This is a genomic window from Bradyrhizobium sp. BRP23 (genome assembly GCF_020194135.1).
Classification (GTDB): Bacteria; Pseudomonadota; Alphaproteobacteria; order Rhizobiales; family Xanthobacteraceae; genus Bradyrhizobium; species Bradyrhizobium yuanmingense.
Window position 1 is genome coordinate 192101 of record NZ_JADYVW010000013.1, and the last position, 17476, is coordinate 209576.

A 17476-nucleotide genomic window follows, 5' to 3' on the forward strand; every position below is an offset into this window, starting at 1 on the left:
ATCAAACCTTGCGATCGAGCCAGATCTCGGAGAACGCCGAGCCTTTGAGCGCTCCGAGCGGTGACGGTGCAACGCCTTTGACATAGCTCGCCTTGGCATCGAGCTGATTGAAGAACAGTGGGATGGCGGCACCACCCTCCTTGTGGATCGCCTCTTGGATCCCCCAGTACAACAGGCGTCGACGTTCTAGATCAGTCGTAGCCAGGGCATCGTCCATCATACGGTCGATCTCGGGTCGTCTCCACCGTGTCTCATTCCATTTGGCGTCAGATCGATAGGCAACGCGCAGCATAGCGTCGGGCGTGTAGCGCATGCCCCAACCACCCACCATCAGCGGCTCTTTGAGCCAGATATTGTCCCAATAGCCAGCAACGGGATCCCGTCGCGCCTGCACATTGACGCCCGCCTGGCGCGCCGTATCGGCAAACATCTGCGCCAGGTCGACAGCCACATTGGGCGTAACGGCCTCAGAGGCGTGCAAAACGAGTTGGCCGAGGTCGACGCCAGCCTGGCGAAGCAGCGTCCGCGCCCGGTCCGGATCGTAGGGTCTGACGGGCAACTCGGAATGGTAGAACGGGCTAAACGGAGGAATTGGATGGTCATTGGCAATGCTCGCCTGCCCCGCGCACAGTTTGTCGCGGAGAAGGGAGCGGTCGAACAGACATTTTAGTGCCTCGCGCACCTCGACACGGTCGAATGGTGCCTTGTCGACATGCATCGCGACCACGTTGTGCACACCGCTGGGCGATGAGACGACCTCAAGGCCGGTCACTGCGGCCACGCGTTTAGCCAGCGCAAAGCTGATTGTCTGCACAGCGTCGACGTCCCCAGCGAGCAAAGCCGAAACGCGCGCGATCGGATCCTGGTTGCCTTGAAATGAGACCTCATCGAGATAGGGCTTGCCGCCGTCCCAGAAGTTCGGATTACGGCGATATGTGTTTACGCCAGCCGGATCGAGACCATTGGCGATGAAGGCGCCCGCCCCAAGTGGCTTGTCGAAGCGCGAATATCCCTCAGGCAAGATATGGAAGCGATCCTGGGCGAGCAGCAGCGGGAAATCGGCATCGGGACGTGTCAGCTTGAAGCGGATCGTCTGCGGGTCTTCAGCAACGATATCGCTCACGTGGTCAACAAGCACGCGCAGAGGCGACTGCGCTGCCGGATCGCGCAATCGGTTGATGGTGTAGATCACGTCCCGCGCCGTGACCGATCTGCCATCGTGGAACTCGGCGCCGCGGCGCAGGCGAAAGATCCAGTCGTTCACCTTGCCGTTTGCGGCTTCCCAGCTCTCCGCCAGGGCCGGAATGGGCTGAAGATGCGAATCGACATTAACGAGGCGAGCTCCTATCAGCTCATAGGCGAAATAGACCGCCCACGATGCAACCTTGGTCGGATCAAGTAATGACGAGGAAGCCGTCTCCTGCAGGATGACCCGCACGCGACCGCCGCGGCGAGGCGCGGTTTGCTGGGCCCTGGACGGCCGCGACGCCGTGGACAGGGCAGCGGCACCGATCAAACCAGTGAAGTTGCGACGCGTGATCATATGAGATGCCATGGCAACGGCCTCACCCCCATCGAGTATTGGTCCGCTCGGAACGGCCGCCGCATTGTGTTTGCCAAGCAGCCCGCTCTTGACGGCCGCACTCGTATATACGAGTTGAGATGACAGCCTCATGACACAGAATGGATACAATATGGATAAAGTCGATGACCCTCTCGATGGGGCTGACACCGATTCCGATGCTTTGGAAGGACCCCGGTGGCGCTTTATCGCGAAAACGCTGAAGCAGGAGATCCTGAGCGGGCATTTCGAGATCAACAGGCCACTGCCATCCGACACCAAAGTCGCCGAACGCTTTGCCGTGAGCCGCATGACGGCTCGCAAGGCCTTAGCGAGCCTTCAAAGCAAGGGGATCATCCGCATTGAACACGGGCGTGGCTCGTTCGTGGAGATCGATGCCCTCAAGTACCGCCTCAGCGGACGCCACACTTTCTCGAAGAACGTCATCGATAATGGCATGAGGCCGAGCCGTAGGTTGCTCGCGGCGGATATCGTCCAACCCGACGACTGGGTGCGGCAATCCCTTCGCTTACCCCTAGATTCTTCGGCCTTACGCATCCGACTCGTCAGCGAGGCCGACAACCGCCCTCTCGCATTGAGCACGTGCTATCTGGAACTACCGCGTTTCGACGGTTTCGTCTCGGCGCTTGGTCCCGAGGCAAACGTCGAAAACGCGCTACAGCAATTCGCTTTGGTGGAAAAAGCCCAGATCGATGTCAACCTGCTCGCGCGGATGCCGAGCGAGGAAGAAGCAACCCTGCTGGATCAATCCCTGGCTAGGCCGGTCATGGAAAAGCGCGCATCAAGCATCGATCAGCATGATGAACCAGTCTGGTGCTACCAGGTGATCTATGCTGCCGATAGGGTCCAATTTCGGTTCGACAGATTGTAGATATTGATGACACTCGCAACCTCGTGAACAAATCGCCCGGCAGAACGATTTGGACCATGGTTCCGCCGCTTGCTATCTGGGTATTGACGCGTAGACAAGGATGTCACTGGTTGAGAGGTCCACATGCATGGCCCGAGTACAGCGCGAATGCGCCGCGATCGAAACCCAAGGTCGAAACCGATCGAACTATTGGAGTATAACCCGGATCGACACAGGCCCTCGGAGTCGCCGAATTCGTCGGTGCAAATCGCTGCTGCAGTTCTGCAGCGGCCTGCGCGCCGGATAATGCAATTCACAAGCCCCGTGACGGCGGCCCCCCTGCCGGTCTAAAAGAGGCCCTTGAGCAGTTCGCCGGCCTCAATCCGCCTGGGCGCCTTGCTTCTTAATCGATCGCCTTTCCGCCAACGATCGAAAGCCAGAATGTCCGCTGTTATCTTTTCCCCGACAAGCAGCGCCTTCTAGCATAACTAGGCTTGCCGAATGATGGCGATGTTTCGGCCGAAGCCAGCGATCACGATGCCGGCTTACCGCCGGGCCCCCGGATCCACGACGCCAAAGCGGTGAGAGGATCGCGTTGCGGCTTCCATGGAACGACAAGGTGAATTCGCGATGCTTGCCGATCAGATTCCAACGTCTGTGGCGACCTCCGTTTTTGATCGTTTTGTTGGCACTCGCATGGCGGCCGGATCGCTTGTAACTCGTGCTTGAGGATCGACGCCCCACCTCATCTCTTTCCCTCTACCACACTATCACTCGACGCTAAGATCGCTTTGATCGGATGCTCACGAGGCCAAATGCGAGCACGCTCCCCGCTCCGCAGATCGCAAGGGATACTAATGCGGCGGTGACGCCATAATGATCTTGCACCGAACTGAAGAATAATGGCGCAAGAGACGCCGATAACAGTCGAAAGCCGTTGATCAACCCAACTCGACCTCCGTATCTGTCCTGCCCGTACGTCGCCAGGGGTAGCGTTCCACGACAGATGCAGTTTAGACCGGAGCTGAATCCGAGCAAAACAACGAAAACCGTAACTCCAAGGACGGAGTGAGAAGCTAGTGCAACGATAAGCGTAGCCGCGAAGAGCAGGAGGCATGAGAGAAGAGTGAGATGAATTTCGGCCATTCTCTCGGTGAGCGAAGCCGCAAAAAGCAGTATTAAGACCTGAGACGGTCCAAAAAGCGCTGAAATCAAAGGGCCCTCCGGACCTAAGCCAAACGTTGAGAGGATTGGAGTCATCTGACTAAGGAATGCTGAGACGATAAATGCGGTGAGCGAAAAACCAAACGTTATCAACGCACAATCAATCGCCTTGGGGGAGGACTGTGAGTGGACTTGCGATTTGTGCGATTTATCTAGAGCTGCAGGGCCAACGGGGGCTCTCCGACGAGCCCATACCATTAACGGGAGAGCAATGAGAACATTACAGCCCGCATAGATCCCAAACACCTCTCTCCAGGATATCCAAATGAGCAACAAAGAGGTGAGCGGCCAGAACAGCGTTGACGATAACCCACTGATCAAGGTCAGCAGAGCGATCTGCTGTTTTGCCTGCACCCCATCTCGTTGGATCAAGAACAAAACTGCAGCTTCGTAAAAAACAAAGGCAGACGCTATTTGTATGCTGAACAGCGCGAACGCGAATACGGTCGCATTCCAGGAGACTGCGGCTATTCCTAAACTGGTAGCGCCCAGAACTGAGGCGATTTCCATCGCTCTGGCGGCACCGTATCGGTCCATAAGGCGACCGGCGATCAACGACATTGGCGCACTCGCTAATTGAGCGAAGGAAAAACAAGCGAGTATCCATGCACCTGTGACTGCGAGGTCACGGGCAACCTCGTTAGCCACACCGGCGATGCAATAGTAGAGTGTGCCGTAACTGATGATTTCTGCGCAGCCCAGTGCCGCGACAACGATTTTGTCATCCTTCCAGATGATCGCTAGCCCTCTCCTCGGTTCTCATACCTAACCGTCGCGTCGACCGATTGTTGATTCGTTGTCTTTAATCTGAGCTTATGAGACTGGCACTCGGCTCAGTCTCGTTGAGAATGCCATGCCATAGAGCGAAATCTTATACCCGTCGGCTGCCTATGTCGGAACGTCTCGGCTGCCATTTGCAGAATGGAAGTCCATACCTCGGGGGACACCTGACTCGGAATATCGTGGAAACCAGCCCAGTAGTTGAGATACTGCTCCTCGCTCATGGAGATCGTCTCGGTGGTAGCAAGAGAAATGCAGTTGCCCAGCTCCGGATATTGGTTGAGCAGCGCCTCGTAAGTTTCCATCTCGGCAACGAATGGGAGACGCGCCCGCCGCAACGCCGGCACCATATCGCGTAGCTTCGCTTCAATTTCGAGTTGAAAGGGGTCGGTCTCAAGATCGTTAAGGAAGGTTGTAATTGTGAAGAACCCGCGGGGTCGCAAGATCCGCATAACTTCGCGAAGCGCTTCGCTCTTGTTCGTCCAATGGAACGACGAGCTGTAGCAAACCCAATTGAGCGTACCGTCGGCCAGGCCCGTGCACTCGCCCGGCGCATTAATCCAAGAGACGGTTGGATAAGCTCGGCCGAGCCTCTGCCCGACCGCGACCATCTCAGTATCAGGTTCGACCGCATAGCCGGTAAGCCCCATGTCAGCCAAGGCATAGGCGATCGCGCCCGTACCAGCGCCGATATCCGCGAAAGTCGGACTGTCGGCTAAGTTCTTTACCTGGTCGACAAGCATCTGAAGGACTCGACGTGAATAAGGCGGACGCCGCGGATAAGTCTCTGCTACTTCGGAAAAGTTTCCAAAGGACCGCTTCTTAGCAACTCGCATCTCGTCCTCCATCAGGCTGGTCGTGCCAGCTAGCTTGTCTGAATTGCCGCTTGATCGTCACGCCGATGCGATTGTCTGAGTGAACGATCCCGGTCAGCTATCGCCGTCGATGATCCCCTCGAAATCGTAGTCCATCGCCGTGGGATCGCCGGGCAATCCTGAGACTCGCTTCAGCCTCGATCTAACTATCGCGTCTTTGTAGACGCTCGAAAGCCAAGGCGCCGAAGTGCTTTGCTGTAACCGTCTGGCAATCTTGGAACGAACAAACCTACACGACGCGGTGAAGCCGATTTGAGGTCGCAGCCGACGATAAGGATATACTGCTCGAGGTCGACAAAGGCTGCGATCGTATTTTGCAGGGTAGTGAGCCTTGCCGATGCCCCCTTACTGTCGAATGCACTCTGACGTAAATCTGGCACGTTGCTTTCCTTCTCGTCCGACCTAAGTCGGTACCAGAGATGAACGCCAATCGGCAGCTCCGCCCGCTCCCGAAGGAAGGGCTTCAAAACGCGTGCCAATTTGGCTGCTCGATGCGAAGAACGTTTTATTGGTTGCGTTCAGCAATTTTGTTAGAGAGGCCCCAATAAGTGATTGAATAAACAAGCCTGTGTCGACGATCTGACAACCCAAACACAAAGTGTTAGATGGTTCACCTGAGACGTTTGTCCGCTGACCAAAGCGCGTGGTCAGGTTGCGAGCCGACTAATGATCATACGAAGCCGCTACGCGAAGTGAGGGCAAGCATGCTGAACGGTGATGCTCTGTCGGAGAGGATCTCGGTCATTGCGCACTCCATCCAGACAGGAGATTCAGATGACTACGAGGAACCTTCTGTGCGGGATATCGAGAACGTCACAATCCGCAATTTGTCGCCATCAACTCAAATCCTATATCTATGCGATTGCAAAGTTCAGCCGACATTCGGCTTCTCCCCGGGCGGCGTTCGATGATACCGCGGATGCCCATGATGTCGCCTATTGTTCCGGGATGATGTCGCCCGGATCCCCAAACACTATCGAAGCGTGCGAGAGTGATTGAATGTCGCGGCTTAATCTTGGCCAAGCGATTAATGGCCGGAGCCGCCGGGTCGGGCGCGCTACTCCTGCGCATCGAGGGAGTAACCTCGCGAGTGTACGGTGCGGATATAGTTGCGCTGGCCGCCTTTATTGAGTGCCTTGCGTAGGCGGCTGATCTGAAGGTCGACGCTTCGCGACCCGACATGGAGGTTCTGTCCCCAAATGATTGATAGGAGCTCGGTCCTAGAAAACACCTGCTCGGGGTGTTCAAGGAAATGCTGCAGCAAGCGGAATTCCAACGGCCTTACCTTGATCGGCCGACCGTTGCGGCTGACGCGTTGGGCGCGAACATCCAGGACCAGGTCTAGAAACACCAACTTGTCGTGAGAGGGCGCTATGCGTGTGCTTTCCGACTTTTTCTTGCGATCGATGGGCCGCATATCAGTCTCGTAATTATCCTACGATAACGCGCGTTCCTTGGCTTCTCAGCGGTGCAGCACGCCGGTCGGACGAGTTTCTGGAGGCATGAAACTCCTGCAAAGCCGCTCGGCGGTTCATGGGCTCTCATTCCTTTTGGCGGATTAGAATGGTCCGGCACCGATACATTTCGCCGGGTACGCTTTCCCCCTTGCACAATCGAACGGTACTCCTCTTTGCTGTGATCGAGCGCTGACCTCGCTAACAGATGATCCGAACGCGCATTAGCTTTGCCAATTTGTGCGGCATTGTACCTTGTATCCATCGCAAGACGCTCATTAAGGCTGTAAGGCCCCGCCGACCGACGCATAAATCAAGTCACCTAATTTCCTATCTGCTGAGCAGTCATTCACACGAGCTGCGGTAAACAGCTAGCTGTAGGAGAATTTGCACGGCCAGGTATAGTTACGCGAGCCGCCGCAGCGGATCGCCTTGCGCAAGCTGAATGACGGCGTTTCGCTAGCCGGTGGGTGCTCTCCGCGTCGTGCCGCAGCCACGAACTCGTCGTGGGGGGAATGCTCACGGAGATGACGGAGCAGGCGGAACGCAAGCGCTCCAGTCGAACAGACGGCTGTCCCGGCTGACGCACCGGACGGGTAGATTTGTGGCGAGGCTTGGAAAGGCCAGCATACGATCGGTCTCTGCAGCAGAACGGCGGCACGCTTTTTTTTGGTCCTGTGCTGCCACTCGACCGAGCGACGCTCGCCTCAACAACGGACCGACTATGATCTGGGCTGCTTGCTCGCTCTCTGCCCAGAGAGCGGCGTCACGCGCAATAGCGTCTTCCGCAAGAGCTAGGCGCCTATATGCGCGGCAGCTGCCACTGGCCGTGGTCGAGAATCGGAGGTTTCGAGCCACTATGTTATCCTCTTGGTGATCGCAGGTCCTACGGCTGCTCGCCTTCGCATTGCTTCTGTGCGGCGCTTCGAGGCACGTTGAGCTTGCACTCGCCGCGCTGGGTAAGTGGAGCGTGTCGCAAGGCGCGTGGGCACCTAGTCAAACCAAGCCTCATCTGCTTTTGACACTACCAACTCTGGTAGGTGCCAAGCGAGATACGCAACTGCTCAATTACATTGCTTCAGTTGATGATCTGACAGAAGCGGACCACGGGCTTCTTCTTGGTCTCTAGCTTGTTGCGTATCGGAACAAGGAGCTTGCGAAGCGCGGCTTCGATAACGCCGAGGCTAATGGGTGAGCGGCCATGGCTGGCCCCCTCTCCCGTTGAACTTCCGCCGATGCGGCGCGGAAATGTAGCCACCCGTTGATCAAGTAGGTACCTCACCGCCTATGACCAGCATACCAGCTGGATGTCGTGATCGAGATGAGCCTAGCCGATCCGCTGCCTGTCCCCTGTTTCCATATTTATTTTCAACGTGCCGGCAGTGGCCACCACCGCGCTTCAGAACAAGGCGGTGGTCAATGACATCCTGCTCAAGCAGGCAGCCGAGACGCTCCGTCTTATCGGCGCCAACCCGATGCATATCGGAGCCGAAACCGAATGATTGCACTTTTCCATGCCGTGGCCGGCTCCTGACGCATCATCCGGGTGCACATCGCCTCTCGTTGCCTGGCAGCGGGCGGGATTGCCCCTGGTGGAAACCGGGCTGGCTAGCCCGGGCTTCCTCCTTTTCGTTCGGCTTCGATTACGATTGCCGGCGGCTGTTCGTGTAGTGCCTGCAGGAAGCGTCCGGGGACGCGAAACTCCGGTTATTCGGCCACCTGGCGCGCCTGAGCGAGCTGGGCGGCATTTGGCCACCATGTCGACGCCCTCCGCAAAGTCGAATGGACGTCTGCGCCAAGCTCCGTTCGGCGTATCCAAAGCACGTCTTGTCTATCTCAGCCAGCTACACCCCATCACGTTGCGGTCCCCAGGGATCGGCTCCTCACCTGTGAGCAGGATCATCCGCTTGCGGCGAAAGAATTGATCGCGCCGGCAACAAGTCCGAAGTGATCACGCTGGACATTGAGGAGCTCACCAGCGCTTTCTACCCCGCGGGTTGCCGAAGGGATTTCCGCCGCCCCCGTCATTTTGGTTTCATGGCAAACGCCTGCTGTGCCGCCAAGCTCGCACAAGAGCCGAGCGGCCCTCGACACACCAGAGCCGCCTTCGCCCGTCGAACCTGAGCGGTCCGCCATCCTTGGTGTTCGCCGCCAAGAGTTATTCCTGTCTGCGGAAGCCATGGTGGATCGGGCTTGTGCCGCGCTTGACAAGCTGCGTGCTCGGCCGAGTTATGACACCGGTTATGCGCAGTGTGTTGCATGCCATTCGGCAAAACCGTACTGACCTTTGAACACTGGCCCGAGATGTTCTTTGGTGGCACCGCCTAGCCGCACTTTTCCACTGACGGAGCCGTCCTGTGCGAATTCGCCCTCGAACCCGTAGAACAAGGAAATCGGCACCTGCTCGTGCGCAGCCTCGAAGTGAATATGGCGACCATGAACTTCACCAGATATGTCTCCGGAGGACGATGCAGTGTGATGGACACCTGATATGAGTTCACCATCCTGCTGAATCTTGATGTGGTGTGTCGCAGACCCATGAAGGAATTGCATTTCGACACGCCAGCTGCCGGAGAAATTCACTTCCGCTGGGAAGTAGGGAGTCACTCGAACGATGGACTGGGGCATACGAAATGCGGATGCCAAAGCGCGGCCGACAATATCAGCCTCCTCATCCGAGAGATTCACCGGATCCAGCATGATTGATGTCGGCGTGGACCAAAAATCGTGGATCAGGATCCGCGGTCGTTGTTGCAAGAGCGCAAGCCTTAGGTCTTCCGCATCAAACGGAATGATGTCGGCATCCCAGATGATTTTCAGCCGAATAGCTGCTGCAAAACTCGCCCAAGGCAGCACTTCCGTAGTGACGCCTGGCAGCGAGACAAGGTAAGCCTCGATCCGGTTCGATCGCGCAAGCCACTGATCACGCTCATCTTTCGCCGATTGAGAATTGATCCAGCGGTCGAGCGCGACTACGGCCCCAACCACCTCTTCCTTGCCGACCTTCATCGACCTGCCAAATGCCTGGTGGGGTGTTCCGTTCCACCAGATCGACCTGCAAAGCCGCTCCTTACCAAGAACGATAGCAGTGGATTGTGGCCCCCGGATATACTTGCCACCGGCGTAAACGACCAGATCGGCTCCTTTCTTAATCCAGCTATCCGGCTTGTCTGGAGAAAGCCCGGCGGCATCGACGAGAATCGGAACACCGCGCGCGCGTGCCAAAGGGAGGAGCGAGCTCAATGGCAATACCGACTCATCGTCCATGCGACCGAGCAAGCAGATCATCGCTACACTTCCATCCAGTGCGTGCGCAAACTCCTCTGTGGTGCCAATGCTGACGACTTCAGCGCCCGCGACGCGGAGCGCCTGTTCATAAGCAAAACGCTGGTCGGATGGAATCAACACGGTATTGCGTAGCCCGGACGTATCCGGCAACCGCAACATCAGTTCCGGGTTGTTTCCTGCAATGCACGCCGCAGTGGCTAATGCTAGCCCCGCTGTAGCGCCGGCGGTGATGACACCCCATTCGGCGCCGGTGAGTTGAGCCATCCTTTCGCCTGCGGCTTCCGCGAGCTCGTCCAGGTCGACGAAAGCCCGGGCGGCCGCGTTCATTGCCGCGATGACCTCGTCGCTCGGATTGCTTCCTCCATAATTCGTGCGGACGCCAGCGCATTGGATCAACGGCTCGACGCCGAATTCTCGGTAGATCCACCCGCGCGCGTGGTCGCGTTCGGGCGGAGCGAATGCCTGTGGGATGTCAGGCCGCATAGTCATATCCGCTCGTCGCAAGTACGATGGGTGGCCTAACGCAAAATGCTGTCACGACGAGGCGAATGACGCCAGATGTTTTCAAGAGGGCGGAGGCGCTAGCACTTGAAAATGCTTCATCCATTCCATGGACGGTGATCAGCCCTGCTATTCCGGCCCCACGGATTAGCACCTCCGCGACTGTTCCCTTTAATGCCCGTAGACGGCCTGAGAGGCTTCCACATTTGGCTAGCGGATGTCGTTGGCCAGACGGGGTCATCTTCGTATAGCAGCTGTCGTCAGCGCGACGCCGCAGCGCCGATGACGGAGTTTCCGCACGTAGATGTGCATTGTTGACTTTCCCGAAGCCGCTGTCACCGCGAGCCAGTTCGGTCAAGCCCACGATGGGCGTTGGCCACGTCAACGACTTGATTCCATGATGCTCGTCGCCTTCGACCTCGACGAAGGAGGCAATTGACAGGGCCGACGCCGAGTGACCTCCGCGCTTGGTGTTCGAGCCGCAGACCGCATCATGAGCTTCTGTGAAGAACAGCTTGCTCTCGGAGCAGATCTGACCGCCCAGCAATTCTGCAGGCGCCAAGGCGGCGCGCCTTTCAGGGCTCCTAGCGAGAGCAAACAGTGGTTGACGTTGCATGCCACACCTGGAGGTGAGTTTGATCGGCGCGATGTTCTTCAACTAAACAGTGACAGCTTCTGTGATCCAGATCAATTATTAGCCTTAGTAGTTGACGGGGCTGCGCTAGTTTGCGCGCACTTAGGTACCAGGAGCGGCGAAGCCCTAACAATCAACGGCGTTCACTCGTTGGTCGCGGAAATTCACAAAGCGCATCCCTCCCGACACCACGAGCTCTATCAGTTTTTCAGGCCCCAAAGGCTCGAACGTGGGTTATTCATCAGAATTGATCGAGACACGCATAGACCTCAATCATCAATCGAGTCGCCTTGAACGAATCTTAGCCCCGACAACTCTTGATTATTATTCTTTTCGCCAAGCTGCAGCTGTTCGATATCGGCTGGTCTGGGGCGGCTGACCGAAAGCTGGGCCTTGGACATCGATTTCAACAACAATCCGAACAGGCCGCTCGCAGCCGAAAAATCTCATTTCCAAACCCTATGGCCGGGATCATTTTGGAATGCAGGGTCCGATTATCCAACGCGAGCGCCGGCGACGAAATAGCTGCACGCCATCTTCAGCGGCAACGAAACTGCGGCCGTTAGTCAAGAAGACCCAGACGCCCCGCCTTGACGACGCACTGGGTGCGGCTGGTCGTTTCCAGCTTTCGCATCGCATTCTTGATATGAAAGTTGACCGTGTTAACGCTCACGCCCAGGATGACTCCGATGGCCCAGGATGACTTCCCCTTCTCCACCCATCGCAAACACTGTTTTTCCCGTTCCGACAGCACAACTTCTTGCACATCCGCCATGAATTTTTCCCGGAGCCGAGAGGGCAAGAACGAGATCAGCAAGTGCCATGCCACTCAGTGGCACACGCAAACTCGCGCGGCAGGACACGTTCCTGGGAGATGCCCGTCCATTCTCGGGAGCCTGCCATCGAACTGCAGCCCTCTCGACCGGATTGCGACATACGTCGCAACGCAATAGCAGCACTTACGACAATCGTAGCAGTCGATATTTTAACATCTGTGTGAGCTGGATATCACCCTTTGACTAGGCGCTCCTCCCGCCAGGGCTGAATGCTCTGTGAAGGGCCGTAGGACGCGGCTCGCGAGCCCAGATCTTTCATTTGCACCAAAGCTTTAACCGGCGTGTCGGCTCGACGCTCATCCGATAACCCTATGGCGATCATGCAAGCTTTTACGCCCCAATAAACTACCAACGCTGGTCATTGATCGACTTCACGACAAAACGATATGAACAGTGAAATTTGCGCCAATCGAGGATCGGCTTCCAGGATTTAGGCATGCAGTATCAACCACAAGCCGTTCGGCCTACCGCAGGTCGTCAATGCACACAGTCGTCGCCAGTCGAAATGCTTCGCGCCCAGGTGTGCTCGAATGATGATCTGTCGTTTCTGATGGAAGCGCATGATGGCCTGTCTGCCACGATCGCGCAGCGCTCGGGATTCAAGGGGCTCTGGGCCTCTGGTTTGTCGATTGCCAGTTCGCTCGGCTATCGCGATGCCAATGAAGCTTCATGGACCCAGCTCGTCCAGAGCGTGGAACGCATAGTGGACTCAACCGAGCTACCTGTGCTCGTTGACGGTGACGGGGGCTTCGGCAATTTCAACAATGCTCGCCTCCTCGCACGCAAACTTCATCAGGCTGGCGCGGCGGGCGTCTCGCTTGAGGACAGCTGCTTCCCGAAGCTGAACTCGCTCATTGGTGAGCGGCATCCGCTCGCCGATATCGATGAATTTTCCGGTCGTCTACGGGCGGTGAAGGACACGGTCGCTGAACACGTTGTTCTCGTGGCCAGGATCGAAGCGCTAATCGCTGGACATGGATTGAATGAAGCCATCTTGCGTGCTCATGCCTATGCCGAGGCAGGCGCCGATGCAATCCTGATTCACTCGCGAAAAAGTACCGCTTACGAAATGCTTTCGTTCGTCACCGAGTGGCGGAACCGGCTACCCGTTGTGATCGTTCCGACGACGTACTATCGAACACCAGTGTCAACCTTTCGTGATGCGGGGATCTCCACGGTCATCTGGGCCAATCACTCCTTGCGAGCTGCGGCAGCTGCAATGCGGCGCGTCTGCGATAGTATCGCAGCTCAAGAGGGCGTTGCGGGCATTGAGCCCCATATCGCCCCGCTCAGCGAGATATTCGAGCTTCTGAGGTATGACGAGCTCGCCGCGGCCGAAAAGCGATATCTGCAGCCTCGCTAGTCCATGCTGAGAGGGTTTATCACATAACGTCCCCTTCTTCGAAAGTCCTCCGATGTGCCCTCTCGGCGGTCTCCCTCTAAGTGTCAACCAACAGGCAGTCGGACCTATAATGCCAGAGAAGCTTTGCACAGCACTAAACAGCTTCCCCTCGCCAGGCGGTAGGCAATCCAGATGCACGTGGGTGACGACCTAGCCCTTTCGATCTCCGGGACGATCTAAACAGGTCTGCGGCCGAAGGGAAGAACAGAACGCTCGCGATGCTCACGGAGTTAGGCGCGGGATTAAAGAAAGCGAATGAAATGCCAGTGAATGCTCCCAAGAATGCTCTCATTCTTGCCGCTGGCGTTGGCTCTCGTCTGCGGCCGCTAACGGATCTAACCGCGAAATCCCTTGTCCAAGTTAACGGCACTCCCATCCTGCACAACGCGCTACATAACCTTGACCGTGTCGGCGTCGAACAGGTAACGATTGTTGTCGGGTATCGCAAAGAGGCGATCAAAGATAGCTGCGGTGGCCGCTTTGGCGGGGTTGACGTCAAATATGTCGAATCCTCCGTTTACGATCGTACTGGCAGCGCCTATTCGCTATGGCTGGCGCGAGACGCGCTGCTTTCCGGAGACTGCTTTCTTCTTGAGGGCGACGTCTTCTTCGAGGAAAATGTATTGCGGCAGCTGCTCATCAGTGAAGCGCCCGACGCAGCGGCTGTCGCTCCCTTCGATCAGCTGATGCAGGGATCAGCGGTCCTGTTGTCCGATCTTGGCTTCATTTCAGAATTTCGTTTGAAACAAACAGCGAGAAATCTCATGGCGGATGACCCGCCTCTTTACAAGACGATGAATCTGTTGCGGCTGTCCGCGTCTACTCTGCGGACAGAGCTCGTTCCGGCCCTAGACGATATGATCAAGGCCGGAGCTACCCAGGCCTACACTGAGGAGCTTCTTTCCTATCTCGTGGAAACACAAGGCCTGCAGCTTGCTGCGGTGAGATGCGATGACCTCAGGTGGTACGAAATTGATGATGCGGAAGATCTTCGTACCGCCGAACGCATCTTCGCAAAAGCCGACGTTTGATCCAACCGCGCAGGGGCGAGGTTCACGACGATCACGGAAGGTTTGACGCTGCGCCTCTTCACGACCTGCGCGGCTGCCTCCCAGGCCGCGTAACGATGCCAAGCCCCGCAAGCTTGATCGGGGGCCGCAACCAACGCGGCCGCCTATTGCCTCAGCAAAACGCGAGCGGCTCGTCCTGGCATGAAGCGTGAAACACACCCCCACAAGCGAGGTGGTAGAAAATAGTTATTGCGCTCCCAGCCGCTTCGACCGCAGGAACCGGAGGGACCTAGACCTTGAAGGGGGCAGATGATCTCGATTTCCTCGCTTGCGCTTTTCCGGATCGAGGCTTTCCTGCAAGCGGCTGCTCCGCGGAACTAATCTCTTTAAAATCGAATCTGAAGCTGATTCTTGGTGCGCACAGTACATTCTCGCCAAATTTGATCGGAATACGGCCGGAGCAGTCAAGGCTCTCCTTGACGAAGACCGGCGCCGAAGTGGACATTCCAAGCAGGCGCGCCTCCTGCGCAGAGGGCAGACGTGCGCTTATCGTCACCCACTGTTGCGAGTAGTCGTCAATTCCGATGCGCCTGAGAGCTGTGGAGATCGAGTTGGCGCCAGAGAATTTGTCCAGCAGTCCGGGAGTGCGTTTCGCCGGAAAGTAGCTATGCGCAATGACGATTGGGATCTCGTCCTGATAGCTCAGCGTGTCGATGCGCAGCACATCGTCACGAGCTTGCAAGTCGAGGTAGCCGGCGAGCCGCTCGTCTGCCTTTATCGTTGCAGCAGACAGGATCTTACGACGCGCCAGGCGACGTTGGGAGAAGAGATTATCGGTCAGGGGTTTGAGGGGAGAGCAGATAGGGTGTTGGATGTTCGACAACGAAGGTGCCCCTCCCCTGCTCGACACGGAGCAGTCGTTCCTGCTCAAGTGCCCGAATGGCGTATCTTACGGTGTGCCGGTTGACACCATATTCGAGAGCAAGCTCTACGTCATTGGCAATTTTCGCCTGGCCGAAATCGGCTCGAGGCAATGGCTTCTTCGATGTTCGACCGAACAAACTCCTAGCGCTTTCCTTGATACATAGGTCAAATGCTCCGTGGTTCAGGCTTTCAATTGCGTCGGATCAGCGCCAGGTCTATCATTCTTCGGTTGCACGAGCCGGGTCACGGCCGCTTCCCTCAGATAAAGACGTTGCCGGTAAAGCTCCCGGCAGACAGTTGACCGGCGCGCTGAACAGGCAATTGAGACGCTCGCATCTTCGACATCATACTGACCTCCGACCTCGCGATCTTGCAAAGCTTCATCGATGATACGGCCGTGCACCGTCGACGGTAGCGGCAGTCCCAAGCTGGAAAGGATCGTCGGCACCAGATCAACGATACTGGTTGGGGTAGCAACAACTCCGCTTCTAAAGGCATCGCCAAAGGATGCATAATGAAGTCAGCTCGTGCCCCGAAAGCCCTCCGTGCATACCAACGCCGATCGGATAGGTCCCATCGTAGTACACGGCATCTTGCGAAGCGCTCCGATTAGCCGCTCCGCAATCGGCGAGACCAAACGACGAGGTCCGCACTTCGTGGGTGTTCGGCCATGACAGCGGAAAGCGGGAGGGTACTCGCGATAAGTGGAGAGCCATCGGAAGTCTGACGTGAGAAGGCGACGCCAAACCATGGCTCCTCGGAAAGGCTGTGATACATCTCTGTCAGAAGATGGCTCTCTCTGTCCCGAGCCCAAATGTTGACGACCCGTTCAGCTGTTATTGCGGCGTCTACGTCGGGCGTGAGTTCATATCCGACCTTGAATCCCGATCGCTGCAGATGTTTTAATACGGTTCGGGAGGGAGCATGGGAAAGGTTGGCGCAATCTACCCCGATCCCACAGCATCGTTCGTCTCGCGCTGGGGGTCTCAGAGCAACTTTCAGAGGGGTGGGTATTGGCGGAACGACAGATTCAATGTGCTGGAGACAACTTTGCTGACGGTGAAGGACCCGGCGCAAAGGCGAGCTGCCTATCAAGAGATGCTGGACATATTCGACGAGATTGATCCACCAGGAACGGTGCTCCATTCGCTTGGCGAGTTCTTTGGAAAGCGCGCCAACATCAAGTGGGCACCGACGCCAACCGGTTTAATAGATTTTCGGCCAGGCGCAATCAACGCCTAGCCGAGAACGCCTTGGGCCAGACGCAGAAGACTATTGTCTGCTCGAAAGGTGGAATCATGGACCAAACCAGTTTGCACGCACTTGAAGCACCTTTTGTTCACACTTTTGAGCAAGGGAATGCCGGGCGCCCAGCCATGGCGGCTGGCAGCCCGCCGCTTCTGAGCATTACTGGATTGACGGTTGTTCTTGCAGACCGACCCGAGACGCGCCTCTTGGATGCCGTTCAGTTCGAGTTGCGGAAAGGTGAGTTTTTCGCGCTTGTCGGCGAAAGCGGCAGCGGAAAAAGCGTCTTGTGTTCGACCATCATGGGAGTAGCAAGTACCGAGCTGAAATGTCTCGGCGATATTCACATCGAAGGCAGGCCTCTTGCCGATGTCGATCGGCCGCCTGCGTGCAATGATCTACCAACAGCCGAGCCTATATCTTAACCCCGTTCGGAACATTGGATTCCAGCTTCGCGAGACTGTCCAGATGATCGGCGGCTAGCAAGAAAGAGGCGAGCGAAAGAGCTGCAGATCTACTCTGCGATGTGGGGATCGATGATCCCAAAGAGACGATGAGAAACTATCCGCACGAAATGCCAGGCGGAATGAATCAGCGCGTCATGATTGCAATGGCGCTCCCGATGAAGCCGAAGCTTCTCATCGCTGACGAGCCGACCTCTGCTCTCGATGTAACCACGCAAAAGCAGATTCTTGACTTGCTCGAACGGCTCCGCCCAGACATGGCAATCCTCTTTGTGACCCATGATCTGAGGCCGGCAAACTGGACCATTTTTGGCTAGAGTTGGCGCTGCGTAAATCCCTCGACTGGGAGGAGCGACGACGATGAAGGCCTCGAAGTTTTCGGACGCCCAGAAGGCGTTTATCCTGAA

At 56.8% G+C, this 17476-nt stretch carries 13 protein-coding genes and 2 pseudogenes; 5 read left to right on the top strand and 10 right to left on the bottom strand.

Features of this window, described 5'->3' with window-relative positions; translation table 11 throughout:
* Window position 1: 1 nt before the first annotated feature.
* Window positions 2-1555 (bottom strand): ABC transporter substrate-binding protein, encoded by a 1554-nt coding sequence (locus I6F24_RS29515; RefSeq protein ID WP_225152230.1) that lies wholly within the window; start codon window positions 1553-1555, stop codon window positions 2-4.
* 139 nt (window positions 1556-1694) lie between these two features.
* On the opposite strand from I6F24_RS29515, the gene I6F24_RS29520 reads away from it, so the two are divergent.
* Entirely contained in the window at window positions 1695-2453 is a 759-nt protein-coding gene (locus I6F24_RS29520; RefSeq protein WP_225129797.1) for a GntR family transcriptional regulator, read from the top strand.
* A 759-nt stretch (window positions 2454-3212) separates the two neighbouring features.
* Here I6F24_RS29520 and I6F24_RS29525 read toward each other — a convergent pair.
* From I6F24_RS29525 to I6F24_RS29545, 6 genes and pseudogenes are all read right to left on the bottom strand, one after another.
* Window positions 3213-4394 carry an MFS transporter gene (locus I6F24_RS29525; protein ID WP_346277023.1) on the bottom strand — a complete coding sequence of 394 codons (1182 nt, stop codon included), beginning with the start codon at window positions 4392-4394 and terminating at the stop codon, window positions 3213-3215.
* 95 nt (window positions 4395-4489) lie between these two features.
* Window positions 4490-5179, bottom strand: a complete 690-nt coding sequence (locus tag I6F24_RS29530) for a class I SAM-dependent methyltransferase (protein ID WP_225129801.1) — start codon at window positions 5177-5179, stop codon at window positions 4490-4492.
* A gap of 362 nt (window positions 5180-5541) precedes the next feature.
* Window positions 5542-5691: pseudogene (gene nifH, locus I6F24_RS37815) on the bottom strand (nitrogenase reductase); the annotation flags it as partial.
* A 677-nt stretch (window positions 5692-6368) separates the two neighbouring features.
* Window positions 6369-6728, bottom strand: coding sequence for a winged helix-turn-helix domain-containing protein (locus I6F24_RS29535; RefSeq protein WP_225129803.1), 360 nt, complete (start codon window positions 6726-6728; stop codon window positions 6369-6371).
* A 2278-nt stretch (window positions 6729-9006) separates the two neighbouring features.
* Window positions 9007-10536, bottom strand: a complete 1530-nt coding sequence (locus tag I6F24_RS29540; RefSeq protein WP_225129805.1) for a hypothetical protein — start codon at window positions 10534-10536, stop codon at window positions 9007-9009.
* Window positions 10537-11750: 1214 nt separating this feature from the next.
* Complete coding sequence (locus tag I6F24_RS29545) at window positions 11751-11963, bottom strand: helix-turn-helix transcriptional regulator (RefSeq protein WP_225129809.1); 213 nt, start codon at window positions 11961-11963, stop codon at window positions 11751-11753.
* 566 nt (window positions 11964-12529) lie between these two features.
* On the opposite strand from I6F24_RS29545, the gene aepX reads away from it, so the two are divergent.
* Window positions 12530-13387 carry a phosphoenolpyruvate mutase gene (gene aepX / locus I6F24_RS29550; protein WP_225129831.1) on the top strand — a complete coding sequence of 286 codons (858 nt, stop codon included), beginning with the start codon at window positions 12530-12532 and terminating at the stop codon, window positions 13385-13387.
* A 299-nt stretch (window positions 13388-13686) separates the two neighbouring features.
* A complete protein-coding gene (locus I6F24_RS29555; RefSeq protein ID WP_225129833.1) occupies window positions 13687-14457 on the top strand; it encodes a phosphocholine cytidylyltransferase family protein in 771 nt (256 codons plus the stop codon).
* 268 nt (window positions 14458-14725) lie between these two features.
* Here the strand turns inward: I6F24_RS29555 and I6F24_RS29560 are convergent, their stop codons facing one another.
* On the bottom strand, window positions 14726-15310 hold the full coding sequence (locus I6F24_RS29560) for a UTRA domain-containing protein (protein WP_345944127.1): 585 nt from the start codon (window positions 15308-15310) through the stop codon (window positions 14726-14728).
* 7 nt (window positions 15311-15317) lie between these two features.
* Window positions 15318-15446 (bottom strand): annotated as a pseudogene (locus tag I6F24_RS37820) (GntR family transcriptional regulator); the annotation flags it as partial.
* 838 nt (window positions 15447-16284) lie between these two features.
* Between I6F24_RS37820 and I6F24_RS29570 the strand changes: the two are divergent.
* Both I6F24_RS29570 and I6F24_RS37685 read left to right on the top strand, forming a co-directional pair.
* On the top strand, window positions 16285-16602 hold the full coding sequence (locus I6F24_RS29570) for a hypothetical protein (protein ID WP_225129814.1): 318 nt from the start codon (window positions 16285-16287) through the stop codon (window positions 16600-16602).
* Window positions 16603-16613: 11 nt separating this feature from the next.
* Window positions 16614-17030: an ATP-binding cassette domain-containing protein gene (locus tag I6F24_RS37685; RefSeq protein WP_275945330.1), complete on the top strand. Its 417-nt coding sequence runs from the start codon at window positions 16614-16616 to the stop codon at window positions 17028-17030.
* An 89-nt stretch (window positions 17031-17119) separates the two neighbouring features.
* Here I6F24_RS37685 and I6F24_RS37690 read toward each other — a convergent pair.
* The coding region (locus I6F24_RS37690; RefSeq protein WP_275945331.1) for a hypothetical protein at window positions 17120-17476 on the bottom strand (357 nt) is incomplete at its 5' end.